General features: G+C 73.3%; 17 protein-coding genes and 2 pseudogenes. 13 read left to right on the plus strand and 6 right to left on the minus strand.

Features of this window, described 5'->3' with window-relative positions:
- The 5 genes and pseudogenes from ABD143_RS34590 to ABD143_RS34610 form a co-directional block, all read right to left on the minus strand.
- A complete protein-coding gene (locus tag ABD143_RS34590; protein WP_343986776.1) occupies positions 1-411 on the minus strand; it encodes an arsenate reductase ArsC in 411 nt (136 codons plus the stop codon).
- On the minus strand, positions 411-1,505 hold the full coding sequence (gene arsB, locus ABD143_RS34595) for an ACR3 family arsenite efflux transporter (protein ID WP_343986779.1): 1,095 nt from the start codon (positions 1,503-1,505) through the stop codon (positions 411-413). The genes ABD143_RS34590 and arsB overlap by 1 nt, the downstream gene beginning before the upstream one ends.
- 69 nt (positions 1,506-1,574) lie before the next feature.
- The gene (locus tag ABD143_RS34600) at positions 1,575-2,252 is read right to left on the minus strand and encodes an arsenate reductase/protein-tyrosine-phosphatase family protein (protein ID WP_343986781.1); all 678 of its coding nucleotides are present in this window, start codon (positions 2,250-2,252) and stop codon (positions 1,575-1,577) included.
- A pseudogene (locus tag ABD143_RS34605) lies at positions 2,249-3,483 on the minus strand (MFS transporter). Before ABD143_RS34605 ends, ABD143_RS34600 begins: the two are co-directional and overlap by 4 nt.
- Before the next feature lie 18 nt (positions 3,484-3,501).
- Positions 3,502-4,887, minus strand: a complete 1,386-nt coding sequence (locus ABD143_RS34610; protein WP_343986784.1) for an NAD(P)-binding domain-containing protein — start codon at positions 4,885-4,887, stop codon at positions 3,502-3,504.
- Positions 4,888-4,985: 98 nt separating this feature from the next.
- Between ABD143_RS34610 and ABD143_RS34615 the strand changes: the two genes are divergently transcribed.
- From ABD143_RS34615 to ABD143_RS34660, 10 genes are all read left to right on the plus strand, one after another.
- Positions 4,986-5,840: a helix-turn-helix domain-containing GNAT family N-acetyltransferase gene (locus ABD143_RS34615; protein ID WP_343986787.1), complete on the plus strand. Its 855-nt coding sequence runs from the start codon at positions 4,986-4,988 to the stop codon at positions 5,838-5,840.
- Positions 5,841-5,925: 85 nt separating this feature from the next.
- Positions 5,926-8,595 carry a PEP/pyruvate-binding domain-containing protein gene (locus ABD143_RS34620; protein WP_343986789.1) on the plus strand — a complete coding sequence of 890 codons (2,670 nt, stop codon included), beginning with the start codon at positions 5,926-5,928 and terminating at the stop codon, positions 8,593-8,595.
- 194 nt (positions 8,596-8,789) lie between these two features.
- Positions 8,790-9,380, plus strand: coding sequence for an HdeD family acid-resistance protein (locus ABD143_RS34625; RefSeq protein ID WP_343986791.1), 591 nt, complete (start codon positions 8,790-8,792; stop codon positions 9,378-9,380).
- Positions 9,377-9,979 carry a hypothetical protein gene (locus ABD143_RS34630; protein WP_343986793.1) on the plus strand — a complete coding sequence of 201 codons (603 nt, stop codon included), beginning with the start codon at positions 9,377-9,379 and terminating at the stop codon, positions 9,977-9,979. The genes ABD143_RS34625 and ABD143_RS34630 overlap by 4 nt, the downstream gene beginning before the upstream one ends.
- Positions 9,976-10,371 (plus strand): hypothetical protein, encoded by a 396-nt coding sequence (locus ABD143_RS34635; protein ID WP_343986795.1) that lies wholly within the window; start codon positions 9,976-9,978, stop codon positions 10,369-10,371. Before ABD143_RS34630 ends, ABD143_RS34635 begins: the two co-directional genes overlap by 4 nt.
- Positions 10,368-10,709, plus strand: coding sequence for a hypothetical protein (locus ABD143_RS34640; RefSeq protein ID WP_343986797.1), 342 nt, complete (start codon positions 10,368-10,370; stop codon positions 10,707-10,709). Before ABD143_RS34635 ends, ABD143_RS34640 begins: the two co-directional genes overlap by 4 nt.
- A gap of 44 nt (positions 10,710-10,753) precedes the next feature.
- Entirely contained in the window at positions 10,754-11,881 is a 1,128-nt protein-coding gene (locus ABD143_RS34645) for a mechanosensitive ion channel family protein (RefSeq protein WP_343986799.1), read from the plus strand.
- 50 nt (positions 11,882-11,931) lie between these two features.
- Complete coding sequence (locus tag ABD143_RS34650; protein WP_343987197.1) at positions 11,932-12,459, plus strand: 2Fe-2S iron-sulfur cluster-binding protein; 528 nt, start codon at positions 11,932-11,934, stop codon at positions 12,457-12,459.
- Positions 12,456-13,454 carry an FAD binding domain-containing protein gene (locus ABD143_RS34655; protein WP_343986801.1) on the plus strand — a complete coding sequence of 333 codons (999 nt, stop codon included), beginning with the start codon at positions 12,456-12,458 and terminating at the stop codon, positions 13,452-13,454. The genes ABD143_RS34650 and ABD143_RS34655 overlap by 4 nt, the downstream gene beginning before the upstream one ends.
- A gap of 1 nt (position 13,455) precedes the next feature.
- On the plus strand, positions 13,456-15,558 hold the full coding sequence (locus ABD143_RS34660) for a xanthine dehydrogenase family protein molybdopterin-binding subunit (RefSeq protein WP_343986803.1): 2,103 nt from the start codon (positions 13,456-13,458) through the stop codon (positions 15,556-15,558).
- Between the two features lie 17 nt (positions 15,559-15,575).
- On the opposite strand, the gene ABD143_RS34665 is transcribed toward ABD143_RS34660, so the two are convergent.
- Positions 15,576-15,752, minus strand: coding sequence for a hypothetical protein (locus tag ABD143_RS34665; RefSeq protein ID WP_343986805.1), 177 nt, complete (start codon positions 15,750-15,752; stop codon positions 15,576-15,578).
- 470 nt (positions 15,753-16,222) lie between these two features.
- Here ABD143_RS34665 and ABD143_RS34670 point away from each other — a divergent pair, with 470 nt between their 5' ends.
- The 3 genes and pseudogenes from ABD143_RS34670 to ABD143_RS38410 form a co-directional block, all read left to right on the plus strand.
- The gene (locus ABD143_RS34670) at positions 16,223-16,600 is read left to right on the plus strand and encodes a DUF2267 domain-containing protein (RefSeq protein ID WP_343986807.1); all 378 of its coding nucleotides are present in this window, start codon (positions 16,223-16,225) and stop codon (positions 16,598-16,600) included.
- A 4-nt stretch (positions 16,601-16,604) separates the two neighbouring features.
- Positions 16,605-16,988 carry a PRC-barrel domain containing protein gene (locus ABD143_RS34675; protein WP_343986810.1) on the plus strand — a complete coding sequence of 128 codons (384 nt, stop codon included), beginning with the start codon at positions 16,605-16,607 and terminating at the stop codon, positions 16,986-16,988.
- A gap of 152 nt (positions 16,989-17,140) precedes the next feature.
- Positions 17,141-17,242: pseudogene (locus tag ABD143_RS38410) on the plus strand (hypothetical protein); the annotation flags it as partial.
- Between the last annotated feature and the right edge of the window lie 9 nt (positions 17,243-17,251).

Consider the following 17,251-nt stretch of genomic DNA (forward strand, 5'->3'; position numbering starts at 1 on the left):
TCAGGTGATGGGTGGGACCAGCTCGGCCAGCAGTGCGCGGACCCGGGCGTCGATGTCGTCGCGGATTGGACGGACGTCCTCGACGCCCCGGCCCGCCGGGTCGGTCAACTCCCAGTCCAGGTAGCGCTTGCCCGGGAAGACCGGGCAGGCGTCGCCACAGCCCATGGTGATGACGACGTCGGAGGCCTCGACGGCGTCGGTCGTGAGCCGCTTGGGCTTCTCGGCCGAGAGATCGATGCCGATCTCGGACATCACCTCCCGCACGGCCGGGTTCACTGCGGCGGCCGGCTCCGAGCCCGCGGAGCGCACCTCGACGGCGCCTGCTGCGTGGTGGGCGAGCAGGGCCGCGGCCATCTGGGAGCGGCCTGCGTTGTGAACGCAGACGAACAAGACGGTGGGACGCTGGGCCATCAGGACTCCTGAGGTAGCGGGGCCGTGGTGCTCGTGCGGGTCCAACCGCGGCGGGCGGCGAGGGAGACGTAGACCAGTGCGACGAGCACCGGGACCTCGATGAGCGGGCCGACCACCCCGGCCAGCGCCTGACCGGACGTGACGCCGAAGGTGGCGATGGCGACGGCGATCGCGAGCTCGAAGTTGTTGCCGGCCGCGGTGAAGGCCAGCGTGGTGGTGCGCTCGTAGTTCAGCCCGATGGCCCTTCCGAGGGCGTAGGAGCCGGCCCACATGATCGCGAAGTAGGCCAGCAGGGGGAGCGCGATGCGGGCGACGTCGAGCGGCCGCGAGGTGATCGCGTCGCCTTGCAGGGCGAAGAGGATGACGATGGTGAACAGCAGCCCGTACAGGGCGAGGGGGCCGACGCGGGGCAGGAACCGGGCCTCGTACCAGTCGCGCCCCAACGTGTGCTCGCCGACGCGGCGCGACAGGTAGCCGGCGACCAGCGGGATCCCCAGGAAGACGAGCACCGAGACGGCGATCTCCCAAGGGGAGACGTCGAGCGCGGTCTGGGGGAGACCGAGCCATCCGGGGAGCACGTCGAGGTAGAACCAGCCGAGCGCGGCGAAGGTGACCACCTGGAACACCGAGTTGAGCGCGACGAGCACGGCGGCGGCCTCGCGGTCGCCGCAGGCGAGGTCGTTCCAGATGATCACCATGGCGATGCAGCGGGCGAGCCCGACGATGATCAGCCCAGTGCGGTACTCGGGCAGGTCCGGGAGCAGCAGCCACGCCAGGGCGAACATCAGCGCAGGTCCGAGCACCCAGTTGAGCACCAGCGAGGCCACCAGCAGGCGCCGGTCCCCGGTGACGGTGTCGAGCCGGTCGTAGCGGACCTTCGCCAGCACCGGGTACATCATGATCAGCAGGCCGAGCGCGATAGGCAGTGAGATGCCCTGAATCGCCACGGCGTCGAGCGCGGGGCCGAGGCCGGGGACCAGGCGGCCCGCGCCGAGCCCGACGGCCATTGCGGCGATGATCCAGACCGGGAGGAAGCGGTCCAGGGTCGAAAGCCGCGCGGCGACAGGTGGTTCCAGGTCGGGAGCGGTGCTCATACGGGCCTTTCGAGTTCGTGAATGGCGGGGAGCGGGAGGTGGTGGGCGTGACTCCTCCGAGGTCGGCGTTCAGCCGGTGGGCCGGATCGCAGGGGCGAGCCGGGAGACGCGGTCGGCGAGGTCGTCGACCGCCCGGTCGAAGGCGGCGTCCTCCCCGCTGCGGGCCGGGTCGCGGACCGACCAGTGCAGCCGGCCCGGGCCCGCGCCCAGTTCCTCGTGCGCCGAGTCGCACACGGTGATCACGACGTCCTCGGGGTGCAGCACGTCATCGACGTGCCGGGGTGTCGCGGGGGTCAGGGGAAGCCGGTGGCGGCGGGCGGCTGCCACGGCTCCCGGGTGCACCGCCGCAGCCGGGTGGGTGCCGGCGGAGGTCGAGGGGACGGGGCTCTCGCCTGCCCACAACGCCGCGGCCAGCTGGGATCGGGCCGAGTTCTCGGTGCACACGAACACCACCCGCACCGCCTCACGCACGGCCGTCGGCCGCAACGCATTCAGTGCTCCCGGAGCCAGGGCAAGGTAGGTGCGGCGACGGTCGCCCTCGGAGCGGTGCCGGGAGATCACTCCTGCCTCCTCGAGGACACGCACGTGGTGGGCCATCAGGTTGGAGGGCATGTCGAGCAGGTGCTGCAGCTCCGACGGGGACGCCTCACCCAGCACCAGCGCGTCCACGATCGCGAGCCGCGACGGGTCGCCCAGCGCGGCGTGGACCGCCGCCCGCGCGGCGAGACCTTTCGGCTCAACGGTCATTGAGTCAATGTTGACTGAGTGGCTTCGAGGTTGTCAAACCGCGGGACGCTCCCGGCCGCGAGAGCGGCGGAGAGCGCGGCCAGCCCGGCCAGCGCACCGAACACGGCCGGATATCCGCCGAGCACCTCGGACAGGGCGGCGCCTGCCCAGGGCGCGAGTGCCGTGGCCACCATGGCAGGGGCGGAGAGGATTCCGTTGAGGCGTCCGTAGTGGGCGGTGCCCCAGCGGTCGCTGATCGCGGTGGCCTGCAACAGCGTGAAGACTCCCCGGGCCGCCCCGGCGAGCATGGCCGCGGCGACGAGCAGCAGCCCCGGCCCGGGCAGCACGGCGAGCAGGGCGGTGCCGGCCGCGGAGGCGGCGAGGATGAGCACGCTGCGGGCGCGGACGCTGGTACGGGCGGTCATGGCGCGGTAGCCGAGGCGGCCCAGTACCTGTCCGAGCCCGCCGAGTCCGAGTGCCCACGCTGCGGCGGTTACCGACAGGCCGCGGTCGATGAGCAGGGGGACCTGGTTGACCACAACGGCGAAGGCGGAGAACGTGCCGAGCGCGACCGCGGCGACCAGCAGGACGAAGGCCCGGCTCCGCTGGATCGTCCCGGGGTCGTGGTGTGCGTGCTCGGGGTGCTCGGCCGGGTCCGGCGGTGGCCACGGCCCGCGCAGCCCTAGCAGATGCGCGGGGATGGTGACGACGGCCAGCACGGTCGCGAGCACGAGGTAGGCCTGGCGCCAGCTCAGCTGCTCGGCCAGGGCTGCCGTCAGCGGCGCGAAGATCGTGCTGGCCAGCCCGGCCAGCAGGGTCACGGCGGTCAGCGCGGCGACCCGCCGGGGTCCCCACCAGCGGGTCAGGGCGGCGAATGCCGGCTGGTAGAGCACCCCGGCCATGGCCACCCCGGCCAGGACCCACGAGGCGAAGAACCACGGCAACGTGCCGGCGGTGGCGATCCCGAGCACGGCCGGCACTGCCAGGACCGAGCCGGTCGTCATGACCAGCCGTGGCCCGAAGTGGTCGAGGCACGCCCGGCCGGGATACCGACCAGGGCGGCGACGACCAAGCCGAGGGAGAAGGCGGCGGTGAGCGTGCCGATCGACCAGCCCGTGTCCGCCGCCATCGCGGGGGCGAGCACCGGGAAGGCGTAGTACAGCACTCCCCAGCTGGTGATCTCGGTGACGCACAGGACGGCGAGCACGCGGCGGAGCCCGGCGCGGGACAGCGCGCCGGGCTCCGTCCTCATTGGAGGATGCACCGGGGTTCAGCGGCCGGCGCCCGCGGGGGCGGCGAGGCCCACCACCACCGGTGCCGCCGGGACACAACACCCACCTTCCGGTGCCGCGTCCCCTGGCTGCTCGATGAGGCCCCCGCCGGAGCACACGCCGGTCTCGGGCAGGACGAGCTCGACGCGTTCGGCCGCCTCGCGGTCGCCGGCGATCGCCGCGACGACCGAGCGGACCTGCTCGTAGCCGGTGAGCGACAGGTACGTGGGCGCGCGCCCGTAACTCTTCATGCCCACGAGGTAGAGGTCGGGCTCGGGGTGGGCCAGCTCGGCCGCTCCGTGCGGGTACACGGTCCCGCAGGAATGCACATTGGGGTCGATCAGCGGAGCCAGCGCCCGCGGGGCCTGCAGCACCGGGTCCAGGTCCAGTCGGACCTCGGAAAGGAAGCTCAGATCCGGCCGGAAGCCGGTCAGCGCGACGACCTCGGCGACCGGGCCGACCCGGACCCCGTCGAACGACTCCAGCACCAGGCCGTCCCCATCGCGGTGCACAGCCGCGGTGCGGAACCCGGGCACGGTGGTGATGTGCCCGGCCGCCACGGCCCGGGCGGCGCGCTGCCCGAGGGCGCCTCGGGCCGGCAACTGGTCGGCGTCGCCGCCGCCGAAGGCGTTGCCGACCTTGCCGCGCCGCAGCAGCCACTCCACCCGCGTTCCGGGTTCGGTGGCGGCGAGCTCGGCGAACGCCACCAGCGCGGTCAGCGCGGAGTGCCCGCTCCCGGCGAGGGCGATGTGCTTGCCGGCGTACCGGGCGCGTTCGGTCGGGTCGGTCAGGTCGGGCACCCGGTACCGGATCCGCTCGGTCGCGGCCGGCTCGCCGAGCGCCGGCAGCCCGTCCGCTCCCAGCGGGTTGGGCAGCCCCCACGTGCCGGAGGCGTCGATCACGGCTCGTGCTGTGATCCGCTCCTCGCCGCGCGCGGACTGCATCCGCACCGTCAGCGGCTCGTTGCCGCGGGCGGCGTCGACGACCCGGTCCCAGCCGCGCCGGGAGACTCCGGTGACCCGGGTGTCGTAGCGGACCCGTTCGCCGAGTACGTCGGCCAGCGGCTGCAGGTACTTCTGCGCCCACTCCCAGCCCGTGGGGTAGGAGTCCGGGTCCGGAGCCCGCCATCCGGTCGGCGCGAGCAGCTTCTCGGCCGCCGCGTCCACCAGCTCGCCCCACCGGGAGAAGACCCGCACGTGGTGCCACTCCCGTACCGCCGCCCCGGCTACCGCCCCGGCCTCCAGCACCAGTGGGCTCAGACCCCGCCCGAGCAGGTGCGCCGCGGCCGTCAACCCGGCAGGCCCCGCGCCCACCACCACAACCGGCAGGTCGTCATCGCTCGGCCCCTCACCGCTCAGCACAGTCTCGTCCACAGTCTCGTCCACAGCGCCTCTTTCATCGATGGCGGTCGATACGTCGGGCCGGGACTGTATCGACCGGCATCGATTGACGCAACCATCGATGTACGTCGATACTGTGCGGTATGAGCGCGCCCTTGCCTCCGACGGTGCCGGTGTACGCACAGCTGGCACCGCACGACGCGGCGACCTACGCGGAGTGGTTCGCGTGCCTGGCCGAGCCGATGCGGGTGCGGCTGCTCCACGCCGTCGCGGTCGCCGGCGTGGAGGTCACGGTGGGGCAGCTGACCGAGCAGATGGGGATCAGTCAATCCACCTGCTCCCACCACCTGCGCAAGCTCGCCGAGGTGGGGTTCGTCCGGATGCGCAAGGAGCGCACGAACACCCTGGTGTCTGTGAACCCGGCGTGCTGCACCGGGCTCCCGCACGCCGCCGACGTGGTGATGGGTGTGCTCGGCCCGCGCCCCTGCTGCCCGGAGGACCTGCCCACCGACGTCAGGGTCCGCGCGCTTGAGGCAGGGGACTGGACGGACGTGCGGCGCATCTACGGCGAGGGCATCGCGACGGGGCACGCCACGTTCGAGACGGAGGTCCCCGACCGCCGGTCGCTGGACCACGCCTGGCTGCCCGATCATCGGTGGGTGGCCGAGGTCGACGGCCGGGTCGTGGGCTGGGCCGCCGCCAGGGGAGTGTCGAACCGGCCGGTCTACGCCGGGGTCGCCGAGACGTCGATCTACGTCGGTCACGGCGACCGCGGACGCGGCGTCGGGAAGGCGCTGATCCACCGCCAGGTCACCGCTGCCGACGAGGCGGGCCTCTGGACGCTGCAGACGTCGATCTTCCCGGAGAACCGGGCCAGCATCGCCCTGCACCGGTCCGCCGGGTACCGCACGCTCGGTTTGCGCGAACGAATCGGGCGCCACAACGGCGTCTGGCGCGACACCGTCTTCCTGGAGCGCCGGCGCAGCGAGGACGGCTGAGTCCGGGCGCTCTGCCCGCACCCCGCGTCTGACCCAGATATTCATCGACTGTTGAGTTTTTTGCCACCTGGCGTTACCGTCAGGCATGGCCGCCCCAGCGTTCACCGTCGAGCTGCACCGGCTCGGCGCCGAAGACCTGCCCCGAGTGGGTGGCAAGGCCGCCAACCTCGGCGAGCTGATCAGGGTCGCGTTCCCGGTGCCGCCCGGGTTCGCGGTCACCACGGCCGCGTACGAGCAGGTGGCCACGGACGCCGGCCTGGACCGCGTGCTCGGCACCGAGCCCGCGCGGCTCGGCGAGCAGGCCCGCGCCGCCCTCCTCGCCACCCCGGTGCCCGCCGCGGTGGCCGACGCCGTGCGCACCGCCTACCTCGGGCTCGCTCAAACGAGTGCCGGCGACGACGTGGCGGTGGCGGTGCGCTCGTCGGCCACAGCGGAGGACCTGCCGTGGGCGAGCTTCGCCGGGCAGCAGGACACCTACCTCAACGTCGTCGGCGCCGACGCGGTGCTCGACGCCGTGCGCCGCTGCTGGGCGTCGCTGTGGACGGACCGGGCGGTGAGCTACCGGGCCACGAACGGGATCGACCACGCTGCCGTCCAGCTCGCCATCGTCGTGCAACGGATGGTCGACGCGCAGGTCGCCGGGGTGCTCTTCACCGCCGACCCCGTGACGGGCAAGCGGACGCGCACCGTGATCGACGCGAGCCCGGGGCTGGGCGAGGCGGTTGTGTCCGGGGCGGTGAACCCCGACCACGTGGTCGTCGAGGACTCGGGTGGCCTCGGGATCACGATCGTCGAGCACCGCCTGGGCGACAAGGCCGTCGAGGTCCGGCCGCTGCCCGGCGGCGGCACGAAGCAGGTGACCAGGATCGGCGGTGAGTCCCAGGCGAGCCTGACGGAAGCGCAGATTGCCGCGCTGGTCTCGCTGGGCCGCCGTGTCGAGGCGCACTACGGGTCGCCGCAGGACATCGAGTGGGCGATCGACGCGGCCGGCACGGTGTGGCTCACCCAGGCTCGGCCGATCACCACCCTGCACCCGCTGCCGAGCCCCGGCGGCGACGGGCTGCGCGTCTACCTGTGCGCGAGCCTCGCCCAGGGGCTCACTCGGCCGCTGACGCCGATGGGGCTCTCGGCGTTCCGGGTGGTCACCGCCTCCGCGGCGCGCATCGGGTTCGGCTTGGCGCTTGCGGACGCGCTGGCCGGGCCGCCCGCGTTCCGGGTGGCAGGCGGGCGGGCGTTCGCCGACGTCACGCCCGTCCTGCGCAGCAGCATCGGGCGCGCGCTGGTCCCGCGCCTGCTGGACATCATGGAGTCGCGGTCCGCGGTGGTGCTGCGCTCGCTCTTCGACGACCCGCGCCTCGCCGTGCGGCCGTCGTCGCGGTGGCGCTTCGCGCGCCGGGTCCTGGCGGTGGCGGTCCGGTTCCGCGTCCCGGTGACGGTGGTGCTGTCGCTGCTCCGGCCCGCTGCCGCGCGCCGCCGCGTGAACCGGGTCGGTGACCGGCTGCGCGCCCTGACGACCGTGAAGCCCGCCGTCACGCCTGCGCAGCGGCTCGACCAGGCCGTACGTGTGCTGGGCGAGGTCTTCCAGATCCTGCCCTCGGTCTTCCCGGTGGCGGCCACGGGGCTGGGAGTGTTGGCGGTGACGCAGAAGGTCGCGGCCGGTGCGCTCGACGACGCCACGTCGCACGAGGTGCTGCGGTCGCTGCCGTACAACACGACGACCGAGATGGACCTCGAACTGTGGGCCCTCGGCACCCGGCTGCGGTCCGACCCCGCAGCGGCGGCGGCCCTTCGCGGGACGCCGGCTGCCGACCTCGCGGCCCGCTACCGGGAGGGCGCGCTCCCGGCCGAGCTGCAGCGCGGGCTGGCGGCGTTCCTGGGCAGGCACGGGCACCGCGCTGTTGCGGAGATCGACGTCGGCGTGCCGCGCTGGGCGGAGGACCCGTCCTACGTGCTCGGCGTGCTCGCCAACTACCTGCGCCTCGACGACCCCGCATCCGCCCCGGACGTCGTGTTCGCGCGCGGTGCGCAGGCCGCCGAGACCGCCGTCGTCGCCGTCGTCGCGCGGGTCCGGCGCCGGTCCCGGCTGCGGGCCGTGCTGGTCCGCGCGGGGCTGCGGCGGGTGCGCCAGCTCGTCGGCATGCGCGAGACGCACAAGGACTACCTCATCCGGTTGCTCGCCCACGTGCGGGAGCAGATCGGCGCCGTCGGCACCGATCTCGCCGCCCGCGGGCTGCTCCACGACCCCGCGGACGTGTTCTTCCTGGAGCTCGCCGAGGTCAGGTCCGCACTCGGCGGCGCCGACCACCGCGAGCTCGTCACCGACCGCCGCGCGGAGTTCGACAGGGAGCTGCGCAGGCGCCGCGTGCCGCGGGTTCTGCTCTCCGACGGCACCGAACCCGAAGCCCTCGCCGTCCCGGCGAGCGCGGACGTCACCGGTGTGCTCGTCGGCACGCCCGCATCCGCCGGCACGGTCACCGCGCCCGCCCGGGTGGTGCTCGACCCCGTCGGGGCGTACCTGGAACCAGGCGAGATCCTCGTCGTCCCGTCGACCGATCCGGGCTGGACACCGCTCTTCCTCACCGCGGGCGGGCTGGTCATGGAGATGGGCGGGCCCAACTCCCACGGGGCGGTGGTCGCCCGCGAGTACGGCATCCCGGCCGTCGTCGGGGTGCCGGACGCGACCGTGCGGATCAGCACCGGGCAGGAGGTCACGGTCGACGGCGCCGCCGGCCTGGTGCGCCCGGCCCCCGAGTAGACGGCTGATCTGGTCCGCGGCCCCGTGACGTGACCCGACGAGGCGTCGATCGGCCTCCGATCGGCCCAGAAGGCGCACTGCGGCACCCGAGGTTGCCCTCGCAGGCCGACGCACGCGGTGTGCTCGTGGTCGCACCATCCCTATGGGTGCCGAGTGGTCGTCCGTGTTCCCGGGCCGGCCCCAGGAGGTGTGTCATGGATGCGAAGCGTTCTGCTCCGCCGCTCCTCGACGACGACGTCGCGTCCGACCCACTCGTGGTCGGTGTCCGCGCGGCACGCACGGTCCTCGTGGTCCGCGCCGTGCTGGCGGTGGCGTTCGGCCTCGTCGCGCTGCTGTGGCCCGGCCTGACGCTCCTGGCCCTCGCGATCGCGTTCGGTGCGTATGCAATCCTCGCGGGCGTCGCGAGTGTGATCGAGGCCGTCCGCAGCAGGGGCCGACACCGCTGGTGGCTGGGTCTCCTCAGCGGGCTCGTCAGCATCGCCGCTGGTGTGCTGGCACTGATCTGGCCGGGCCTCACGGCGCTCGCCCTCGCCATCGTCGTGGGCATCTGGGCCGTGGTGACCGGGATCGCGGAGATCGTCAGGGCCGTGCGGCTGCGGAGGGCCGGTGGCCGGATCTGGCTGCTCGCGCTGGCCGGTGTCCTGTCGGTGATCGCGGGGGTCGTGATCCTGCTATGGCCGGCGGCGGGGGCCATCGGGCTCGCCATGGTGCTCGGCATCTTCGCGCTGATCTACGGCGCGGTGCTCGCGGCGCTCGCCGTGTCGCTCCGCTCGCCGGTGCCGTGACGGATCCCGACGCGCCGGTCTCGGTATTCCGGCTGGATCCCGAGCTGGCCGACGCCGTCGTCAGCGGCGGCGCCGACCGGCAGGCCGAGGCGGAGCTGGCCGACCAGGTGGCGACCGTGCTCCCGTGGCACGCCGCGGTTCCGCCGGAGGTGGCGGGGCACCTGACCAGGCTCGTCCGGCACCTCGGCGGTGACGACGCCCTGCTCCGCTGGCTCGACGAGCACCCCGGTCGCCCGCGGGTGGCAGCCCGGTTGTACTGGCTCGTGGGTCTGCTCGACCAGGTCAGCGGGCAGAAGGCGGTGGTCACGGCGTTGCGGGAGGTGCGCGAGCGGACGCGGTACCCGCCGGGGCTCGAGCGTTACCTCCCACCGGACACCGACTCGTCGACGCTCGCCTCGGTCGGCGAGCAGATCGAGGAGATCCTCGGTGACGACCGCCCCGACGACGCCGTGGCGGTCGCCCTCGCGACGACGGACCTGCTGCGGGAGGTGCTGCCGCGCGCCGTCGAGCTCGACCCGCAGCTGCGGGGGGTTGCCGACGGGCTGGAACAGGTGCAGCGCGGAATCGAGACCGCCCGGGAGGCCGGAGCGCCATCGTGACGGTGAAGTTGAACCAGCGGGCCTACGACTACGCACGGGACCTGATCGCGGAGGGCCGGTACGTGATCGACGACCGCGATGCGTGGAGCGAGCACCGGCCCTCCGCGCGGCAGGAGAACGAGTTCATCGAACGCCACGGGATCGGCGAGTACGCGCGCTGGCACCTCGGGATCGACGACCAGGAGCCCGAGGACCGGAAGGGCCGCTACAAGTTCCCGTACGGCGATTTCGAGAAGGTGCACCGCTGTGGGCTGCTGGCCGCGGAGTCCCGTGCCGGGCAACGCAAGTACCAGGACATCGAGCTGGCGGTGGCGCACCTGCACGGGATGCTGGAAGCGCTCGGGAGGACCGGCCCCGGGAAGCGCACGGAGGCGCCGGGGCGCGGCCGATGATCGACGAGGTCGCGATCGAACGGGTCCGGCTCAGCTGCCCCGAGGGGCATTGGGAGCAGGAGGTCGACTACGACGTGGTGCGCTACGGCGACCCGGACGGCGGCTGGGTCGATTTCTACTCGGTGAACGGCGTCCCCACCATGTCGCCCTACACCCCGGACGGGACGCCGTTGTGCCCCGAGTGCGGGCGGAGCACGGTCGCCCGACTCGTGGCCCGGCGGGTCATCGCCTTGCCTGCCCAGGAGCGTGCCGGCGCGCCCGCCCGGGCAGGACGGGAGGACGTCCCGCTGCTCGACGCCAGGTCCGAGCCGAGGACGGGTCGCCCCGACCGGGCCTGACCGCCGGCGGGAAGGCCCCTGAGTAGCAGGCGAGTAGGGGTGGGATGCCGGACGAGCAGGTGGTGCGGACCCTCGGTGAGATCGCGGCGTGGACCGCCGGGGCGCTCGTCGTCGGATGGCTGACCGGCGTCGTGGTCCGCTGGGCCGCGCGGCGGAGCAGCAACCCGCTGCTCGTCATGCTGCACCGGCGCTGCCACCACCCGTTGATGCTCCTGCTGGTGACGTGGGCCCTCTACATCTCGGTGCCCAGCAACGGCGACGCGACCGGGACCATCCACCAGGTGCTGCTGCTCACGCTGATCGGCACGGCGGCCTGGCTCGTGGTGCGGCTCCTCTACGTCGTCGAGGACGTCGCGTTCCAGTGGCTCCGGGTGGACGTCGCCGACAACCGGCGGGTCCGCCGGGCCCGAACGCAGATCGTCATGCTCCGGCGCCTGACGTCGGCGCTGGTGACGGTGATGGCGCTGGGCGCGATGCTGTTGACGTTCGAGCCGCTCCGCGCGCTCGGCACCTCGTTGCTCGCGTCCGCGGGTATCGCCGGTGCCATCACGGGCCTCGCCGCGCAGACCACCCTGCGCAACGTGATGGCCGGGATCGAGATCGCGATGACGAACCAGCTCCGGCTCGACGACGTCGTGGTCGTCGAGCAGGAGTGGGGCCGGGTCGAAGAGATGACGCTGACGCACGTGGTCGTGCGGCTGTGGGACGAGCGCCGGCTGATGCTGCCCACGACCTACTTCATCACGACGCCGTTCCAGAACTGGACGCGCAACGAGTCCCGCGTCCTCGGGTCGGTGGTGCTGCACCTGCGCTACACGGCCCCGGTGCGGGAGCTGCGGACCGAGGTCCGGCGGATCGTGGAGGCGTCCCCGCTGTGGGACCGGCGGGACTGGGTGCTGCAGGTCGTCGACTCCACGCCGTGGTCGATGGTGGTGCGGGTGCTCGCCTCAGCCGCGGACGCACCCAGCTCGTGGGACCTGCGCTGCGAGATCCGCGAGCAGCTCATCGCCTTCCTCGCGAACGACCACCCGGACGCCCTGCTGACCTCGACGGCGGCGCCTGCGGTCCAGTCGCTCCGGCTGGCCGAGCACCCCGGCGTGACGCTCGTTCCCCCCGACCCGTCGTCCGACCGGGTCCTGCCGGGCCCCCGTGGTCCCACGCAGGAACGGTGACCCCAGAGCCAGGGCGGTTGGCCCGTCCGACCGGGGGAACAACAGTGCTTGTGGACGCAGACATCACCCTCCTCGTCGACGGGACGCCACGCCCGCTCACCGTCGACACGCGGACGACGCTTCTCGACGCGCTGCGGCAGCGGCTGGGCGTGACGAGCCCGAAGAAGGGGTGCGACCACGGGCAGTGCGGAGCCTGCACCGTCCTCCTGGACGGGCGGCGCGTGCTCAGCTGCCTGACCCTCGCCGTCGCGCACGGCGGCGGCACTGTCGTCACCGCCGACGGGCTCGGCCGCGACGGGCGGCCGCACCCGGTGCAGCGGGCGTTCCTCGACCGCGACGCGTTCCAGTGCGGCTACTGCACGCCGGGGCAGGTCTGCTCCGCCGTAGGCGTGCTCGACGAGATCGCGGCGGGCCGGCCGAGCGCCGTCACCGCGGACGTGGCCGGGGAGCCCGAACTGGACCACGACGAGGTGGCGGAGCGGATGAGCGGCAACCTGTGCCGCTGCGCGGCGTACGCGAACATCGTCCCCGCGGTCCTCGACGCGGGAAGGGAACTTGCGAGGGAGGAGGCGTGGTGAGGCCTTTCACGTACGAGCGGCCCGGCGACGCGCGGGCCGCCGTCGATCTGGTCACCGCCGATCCCGAGGCCACGTTCCTGGCCGGCGGCACCAACCTCGTCGACCACCTGAGGCTCGGGGTCGCCACCCCGCACATGCTGGTCGACGTCACCTCGCTCACCTCGGACGTGATCGAGGACCGTGGGGGCGGGCTGTGGATCGGGGCGGCGGCCCGCAACAGCGACGTGGCCGCGCACCCCGACGTCCGCGAGCGCTACCCGCTGCTCGCGCAGGCGCTGCTCGCCGGGGCGTCCGGACAGCTGCGCAACATGGCGACCACCGGCGGCAACCTGATGCAGCGCACCCGCTGCGTCTACTTCCAGGACGTCACGACGCCTTGCAACAAGCGCGCGCCAGGCACCGGCTGCTCGGCCATCGGCGGCTACACCCGCCACCACTCGATCCTCGGCGCGTCGGAGCACTGCGTCGCCACCCACCCGTCCGACATGGCGGTGGCGATGGCCGCCCTCGACGCGCAGGTGCGTGTGCTCGGGCGCGACGGCGAGCGGCTCGTCCCCGTCACGGAGCTCTACCGCCTGCCCGGTGACGACCCGTCCCGCGACACGACACTCACACACGGCGAGCTGATCCTCGGCGTCGAGCTGCCGGACGTGCCGGCAGTCCGGCGCTCGCGCTACCGCAAGGTGCGCGACCGGGCGTCCTACGCGTTCGCGCTGGTGTCGGTGGCGGCCGCCCTCGACCTGGCGGACGGGGTGGTCCGGGACGCGCGGATCGCGTTCGGCGGCGTCGCGCACGCGCCGTGGCGCGCGTGGGCCGCCGAGGACGTGCTCCGCGACGGACCTTCCTCCCTGATGGCGTTCGCCGCCGCCGCTGACGCCTCGATCGTGGCCGCGGAGGGTGTACCGGGGCTCGACGGGGGCAACGCGTTCAAGATCCCGCTGCTGCACCGGACGCTCGTGGCCGTGCTGCGCGACCTCGCCGCCGAGGAGGCATGACATGGCCCAGGTGCTGGAACCCCGGGCGATGGGCCGCGACCTCGTCCGCCGGGACGGCCCGGACAAGATACGCGGCACGGCCGGCTATGCCGACGAGACGCCCGTCGTGGCGCCGCTGTACGCCTTCCTCGTGCAGGCCACCATCGCGCGCGGCCGCGTGCTGGACATGGATCTCACCGACGCCGAGCTGGGCGAGGGCGTGCTGCGGGTGATCACGGCCGCGACGGCGGAGCGGCTGGCCTCCACCGAGGACGCCGAGCTGGCCGCGCTGCAGAGCGCCGAGATCGCGTTCCGCGGGCAGGTGATCGGGCTGGTGCTCGCCGAGACGTCCGAGGCGGCCCGGCGCGCTGGAGAACTGGTGCGGGTCGACTACGAGCAGGATCCGCACGACGTCACGCTGGCCGCGGATCGCGACGACCTGTACGCGCCCGACACGGTGAACCCCGCCTACGCAACCGACACCTACGACGGCGACGTCGACGCCGCGCTGGCCGGGGCGGACGTGGTGGTCGACCAGACCTACTCGACCGCGATGTACCACAACAACCCCCTCGAACCGCACGCGACCACCGCGCTCTGGGACCCGGCCGGCCCCGGCTTCCTGACGCTCTGGGACTCGACGCAGGGTGTGCACCCCACACGGTCCGCCGTGCAGAAGGTCCTCGGTCTCGACGAGCAGCAGGTGCGGGTGGTCTGCCCGTACGTCGGGGGCGGGTTCGGGGCCAAGGGTCGCCCGCACGTCCACGTGGTGCTGGCGGCGATGGCCGCCCGCGCCGTGCCCGGCAGGCCGGTCAAGCTGGCGCTCACCCGGCAGCAGATGTTCTCCCTCGCCGGGTACCGCACGCCGACGATCCAGCGGATGCGTCTCGGCGCGGACCGGGACGGCCACCTGCAGGCGATCGCCATCGACGTCGTCGAGCAGACGTCGCGGATCAAGGAGTTCGCGGAGCAGACGGGCCTGCCCACGCGCATGATGTACGCCGCCCCGAACCGGCGGACGACACACCGGCTCGCCGCGCTCGACGTCCCCGTGCCGTCGTGGATGCGCGCCCCGGGGGAGTGCCCTGGCATGTTCGGGCCCGAGGTCGCGATGGACGAATTGGCGGAGGCGCTGGACATCGACCCGGTGCAGCTGCGGATCCGCAACGAGCCCGACATCGACCCGGAGACCGGAAAGCCGTTCTCCAGCAGGAACCTCGTGGCGTGCCTGCGCGAGGGGGCCGAGCGCTTCGGCTGGGCCGGGCGTGACCCGCGGCCGGCCGAGCGCCTCGAGGGAGGCTGGCTCGTCGGCACCGGTGTGGCGTCGTCGATCTACCCGACCTACCGGCGGGCGGAGTCGACGGCGATCATCCGCTACGACATGGGCCGCTACACCGCCGCGATCGGGGCGGCCGACCTCGGTACCGGCGCCTGGACGGTGCTGCCCCAGATCGCGGCGGACGCCCTGAGTGTGCCGGTCGAGGACGTCGACGTCCTCATCGGCGACACCGCCCACCCCTACGCCACGGTCGCGGGGGGCTCGTCGGGCACGGCGACCTGGGGGTCGGCGCTCGTGGAGGCCGCTCGGGCGTTCCGCGACAAGTTCGGCACCGACCCGGACGACGGCGACGCGATCGCGGGCTCCGCCGGGCCGAGCGACGCGGCGCAGCGCTACACGATGGCGGCGTTCGGCGCGCAGTTCGCCGAGGCGCGGGTGAACGCCGACACGGGTGAGCTGCGGGTGCCGCGGCTGCTGGGCGTCTTCGCCGCGGGCCGGATCATCAACCCGCGCACCGCCCGTTCCCAGCTGATCGGCGGGATGACCATGGGGCTGTCCATGGCGCTGCACGAGCAGAGCGTGCTCGACCCGCGGTTCGGCCATGTCGTCAACCACGACCTCGCCGAATACCACATCACGGCGTGCGCCGACGTCGGTGACGTGCAGGCGCACTGGATCGACGAGGAAGACCCGCACGTCAACGCGATGGGGTCGAAGGGCATCGGCGAGATCGGGATCGTCGGCACCGCCGCGGCCGTCTCCAACGCGGTGTACAACGCCACCGGCGTGCGCGTGCGCGACCTGCCCATCACGCTGGACAAGCTGCTCTCCGCGCTGCCCGACTGAGCGGCACTGTTCGGCCGCTATGCCTCCGGGTAGAGCGCGGTGAGCTGCGCGTCCAGCTCCATGAGGTCGGGGTGGGCGAAGAACAGGACACTCGCCGGGTCCAGTGGGCAGTTGGGCTGGTGGGTGACGAGGCCCTGCTGCCGCACCCCGCGGCAGTGGTTGCAGGGCACGGGGACCAGGGGGTAGTGGGTCAACGAAGGCTCCTCGGAACATGCGCGCGAGCCGTTCCCGCAGTCGATCGGGGAGCGCGGGAACGCCCGCCGCTGGTCCACCGAAGATTACGGAGCGCGACCAAAACTGCGCCACTGCGTGTGCTACGCGTCATGAGCGGCTGACCTCGCGCCGGTGCGCTGGGTACCGTCGTGACGTGGACGGCTCCCCTATGTATCCCCACGAGACCAGGACGTGCCCCTGGTGCGCCAGCGCTCGCGTCATCGCCTTCAGCGAGGAGGGCCTGGTCAGGGCCCTAGCCCGGCACCTGGAGACGTGCCCGGGGGAGGACTCCGGCCACGACGCCTAGCGGCGGTCCACCGAGGCTCTCGCGTTCTCCGCGGGAGCAGTCGTCCCGCGGGGGCGATGTTGCGCGTCCCGGTTGGTTGGTGCAGGTCGGTGTCCGGGCGGTGTCCCTGCCGCGATGGTGGGCTGACTCACCCGAGGAGGACACGTGCAGTACGACGAGTTCATCGCCTCCGTCGCCGAGAAGGCCGGCCTGCCCCGCGACGAGGCCGAGGCGCTGACGCACGCCACGCTGCGGGTGCTTTCCGAACGGATCAGCGGCGGCGAGGCGGAGGATCTGCGCGAGCAGTTGCCCAAGCCGCTGCGGGCGGACCTGATCCCGCCCCAGGAGGAGGCGCGGGGGTTCGGCGCGGAGGAGTTCGCCCGCCGCGTCGCCCAACGCACGGGCATCGACGAGGCGGACGCGGGCGCGGCGGTGATGGCCGTCCTCGCCACGCTCCGCAACGCGGTCAGCCCCGGTGAGTTCCAGGACGTGCTGAGCCAGCTGGGGCGGGAGTTCGCCGAGCTCCTGGAATCGACGAGCTGAGCCGGTGGCCTCGGGCACCGGCGAGGCGGGCCTCGGTCGGCCGATCGCCTACCTCGCGCTCACTGAGGGCGTGCCGGTGTTGGACGCGCACGGGCGGCGGATCGGCGTCGTGGACGAGGTGGTCGCCGACGAGCGCGCGGACGTCTTCCACGGCATCGTGGTGCACACGCACCCGCTGCCCGGTAGGCACCTGTATGCCGACGCCGACCAGATCGCGGGGCTCTACGAGCGCGGGGTCCAGCTCGCCGTCGACGCCGACGCGCTCTCCCCGCCGCCGGGGCCGCCCCGGCCGGCGTACCAACCTGAAAAGAGCCTGCTCACCAGCCCCGTGGAGAACCCGCTGGAGGCCGGGTTGCGCCGGGCCTGGGACTGGATCACCCGCCGCTGACGGGAGGCGCCGGGTGGACACCGAACGGTTCCTGACGCTCGTCGCCGAGTTCGCGAACACCGACCGCGAGGGCGTGTGCGCGCCACCGCGGCCGTGCTGACGACCCTGGCCGAGCACCTCTCCCGCGCGGGGCGCGGCAGCCCGACCCGCGGATGCGGGCGGCGCGCTTCGCGGAGCGGGTGGCGGAGCGCACCGGGCTTGACATCGTGCAGGCGGCGCACCTGATCCCCGCGGTGTTCGCCGTGCTGCGCGCCGACGTCGGC

This window comes from Pseudonocardia aurantiaca (assembly GCF_039526725.1).
Lineage (GTDB): Bacteria > Actinomycetota > Actinomycetes > Mycobacteriales > Pseudonocardiaceae > Pseudonocardia > Pseudonocardia aurantiaca.

Bases quoted from the DNA above. Each gene is read 5' to 3' on its own strand.
- ABD143_RS34590 (WP_343986776.1), bottom strand. From the start codon at position 411: ATGGCCCAGCGTCCCACCGTCTTGTTCGTCTGCGTTCACAACGCAGGC.
- arsB (WP_343986779.1), bottom strand. From the start codon at position 1,505: ATGAGCACCGCTCCCGACCTGGAACCACCTGTCGCCGCGCGGCTTTCG.
- ABD143_RS34600 (WP_343986781.1), bottom strand. From the start codon at position 2,252: ATGACCGTTGAGCCGAAAGGTCTCGCCGCGCGGGCGGCGGTCCACGCC.
- ABD143_RS34615 (WP_343986787.1), top strand. From the start codon at position 4,986: ATGAGCGCGCCCTTGCCTCCGACGGTGCCGGTGTACGCACAGCTGGCA.
- ABD143_RS34620 (WP_343986789.1), top strand. From the start codon at position 5,926: ATGGCCGCCCCAGCGTTCACCGTCGAGCTGCACCGGCTCGGCGCCGAA.
- ABD143_RS34625 (WP_343986791.1), top strand. From the start codon at position 8,790: ATGGATGCGAAGCGTTCTGCTCCGCCGCTCCTCGACGACGACGTCGCG.
- ABD143_RS34640 (WP_343986797.1), top strand. From the start codon at position 10,368: ATGATCGACGAGGTCGCGATCGAACGGGTCCGGCTCAGCTGCCCCGAG.
- ABD143_RS34645 (WP_343986799.1), top strand. From the start codon at position 10,754: ATGCCGGACGAGCAGGTGGTGCGGACCCTCGGTGAGATCGCGGCGTGG.
- ABD143_RS34660 (WP_343986803.1), top strand. From the start codon at position 13,456: ATGGCCCAGGTGCTGGAACCCCGGGCGATGGGCCGCGACCTCGTCCGC.